The following is a 2,667-nucleotide window of genomic DNA, read 5'->3' as shown; positions in this document are numbered from 1 at the left end:
CATCATTACTTTTGCAAAAATCTTTACAAGCCACGCTGTCATACTATGTGTATGGTGTGCCTCAAAAAGTTTGGCATCTATTGACTCGTAAATATGATAGATTGGTTTTTGCGCAGAACGCGTTACATTTGTAATGATTGCCTTTTGCATCGGTGAGAGTGCTTTTGGTAAGGCTATCTCATTGGCATCGATGTAGGCTTGGACTTCATCACTGTCTATCTTATGATTCAGTTCAAAAAGTGAGCTCTCTAACTGATACTCTTGTAATAGTTTTAAAGCTTTTGGCGTGAAATACTTCTCTGTAACATACTCGTCCACATCCTCTGCATGAAGCACTTTTTGAGGCATTTTCGCTTGAAGTTTTTCAACATCAACACCCACAGCAGCTGCTTTTGCTCTCGCTTTTGGGGATATGGCACTTTGTGCTTTATGAGAAATATGTGATGCTTGGCTCTGCTTTGTTGTTGTTGTTGTTGGAGCAACAGAGGATGTATCAAATATATCATCTAAAACACTTTTTGTCTGGGCTGCGTTTGGCTTTGTCTCTTCTTTTTCAGGCGCTTCTTTTTTCGAAGTTTGTTCCTCTTTTGGCGCCGTTGTTGGCTTAGTTGCTGCTTGTGCTTGTTCTGTAGAAGCCGTCGCATCCGTTTCAATACGCGCAATAACAGTTCCAATCTTCACTTCATCATCTTCTTTTACTAAAAGTTCTTTGACAACACCATCTTTAAAGGTTTGCACCTCCATAATCGCCTTGTCGCTCTCCACTTCAGCAATAACATCACCGCTTGTGACACTTTGACCAACACTTACTTTCCAACCTACTAATTTTCCCTCTTCCATAGAGTCAGAGAGTTGTGGCATTACTATTTCATACATCGTTTTTCTTCCCCCATACTATAATATCTTGTGCAATAGAATCAGGTGTAGGAATAGATGCAAGTTCTAGTGTTCTGTTGTAAGGAATAGAAACATCCGCACCAGCTAAACGCAGTGGTGGCGCATCAAGAGCGTAAAATATCTCCTCAGCCGCCCATGCAACTACTTGCGAGCCAAATCCTCCTGTTTTATGGTCTTCCTCTACCATTACAAGGCGTGAAGTTTTTTTAATGGATGTTGCCAATGTTTCATAGTCTATAGGGTTGAGTGAACATAAGTCTATTACTTCACATGAACAATTTAATGCACTCTCAATGGCAGGAACACTCTTCATTACATCATCAACCATTTTCAGATAAGAGACAATGGTAATGTCCTCTCCCTCTTTAACAATGCGCGCTTTAAATGGGTCAAGCTGCTCTTCAAAGTTCACTTCTCCCTTTTTATTGTAGAGAAGTTCATGCTCTATAAATACAAAAGGGTCATTTGAAAGGATGGCATATTTTAGTGCATGGTAGGCATAATTTACATCGCAAACACTAAGCACCCTAAGCCCTGGTACGCTACAAAGCATCTGCTCATAACTCTCACTATGTTGTGCTGCGAGTTGTTTACTAACACCTTGTGGAAAACGCACTACCATAGGTAAAATCACTTTACCATTACTCATATAGTGGAGTTTTGCCATATGGTTTATAATCTGGTCAAACGCAAGCAGAGAGAAGTTTCCTGTCATAATCTCAGCAACAGGGCGAAGACCACCTATTGCCATTCCTACGGCATTGCCTACGATGCTTAGTTCTGCTATTGGGGTATCTATAACGCGTTCTTCGCCATATTTTTCTACCAACCCTTCAGTCACTCGAAAACTACCACCATATAGCCCCACATCTTCACCGAGCGTTACCACGGTGTCATCTATTGCCATCACTTCATCAAGTGCCTTGTTTAGTGCTTCACGGTACAACATCTTAGACCTCCTCTACAAAAACATGTTCAAACAGAGCTGCTGCGTTTGGCTCTGTTGCATTTTTAGCAAATTCTACTGCTTCATCAACTGCTTTTTGTGCTTTTTGTTCAATCTCTTGCAACTCTTTGTCACTACACATCCATCGCTCTAGCAACTCTTTTTTAAAATGTACCAGCGGGTCTTTTGCCTTGCAATGGCTCATCTCCTGCGTACTTCTGTAACTATTAGGATCACTTACGGAATGACCCTCAAATCGGCATGTAAAAGCCTCTACAAAAATAGGACCATGCCCATCTTCGATGAGTTTTTGAGCCTCTTTAATTGTCTCATAAACTGCTTCGGCTTTCATACCATCAACAGAGAGTGTCATCATGTAGGGTTCTGCTTTTTTAGCTTGTTCACGGAATGGTGCGGAGCGTTTTATATTTGTTCCAATGGCATATTCATTGTTTTCACATAAGAAGAGGAGGGGGAGTTTGTGTGTTGCGGCAATATTTAACGATTCAAAAAATGCTCCACCATTACTTGCTCCATCGCCAAAAATAACCATAACACCATCTTCACTCCCTTGGAGTTTTCGAGCATAGGCACACCCCACTGCGTTTGGAATTTGTCCCCCCACAATGGCATCGCCTCCGTAAAAGAAACGAGAGGGCTCAAAGAGGTGCATACTGCCACCTTTACCACCACTTATCCCCTCAGCTTTGCCAAAGAGTTCTGCCATTACTGCTTTTGGTGCAATTCCTCTTGCCATAGCCATAATATGCTCACGATAAGTTGAAAAAATATCGCCTTTTTCAAATGCTTTCATGGCAGCAACA

Annotated in this window: 3 protein-coding genes; all 3 read right to left on the bottom strand. The window is 41.5% G+C overall.

Features of this window, described 5'->3' with window-relative positions; all coding sequences use genetic code 11:
- Nucleotides 1-876, bottom strand: an 876-nt coding sequence (locus MVY38_RS07190; protein WP_297484754.1) for a biotin/lipoyl-containing protein, incomplete at its 3' end; no start/stop codon positions are given.
- Entirely contained in the window at nucleotides 869-1,846 is a 978-nt protein-coding gene (locus MVY38_RS07185; protein WP_297484752.1) for a pyruvate dehydrogenase complex E1 component subunit beta, read from the bottom strand. The genes MVY38_RS07185 and MVY38_RS07190, both read right to left, overlap by 8 nt.
- 1 nt (nucleotide 1,847) lies before the next feature.
- Nucleotides 1,848-2,667, bottom strand: an 820-nt coding sequence (locus tag MVY38_RS07180) for a thiamine pyrophosphate-dependent enzyme (RefSeq protein ID WP_297484750.1), incomplete at its 5' end; no start/stop codon positions are given.

This window comes from Sulfurimonas sp. (assembly GCF_027056685.1).
In the GTDB taxonomy this organism is placed as follows: Bacteria; Campylobacterota; Campylobacteria; order Campylobacterales; family Sulfurimonadaceae; genus Sulfurimonas.
The sequence above is the reverse complement of the archived record's forward strand: the minus strand, read 5'-3'. Positions and strand labels throughout refer to the sequence as shown.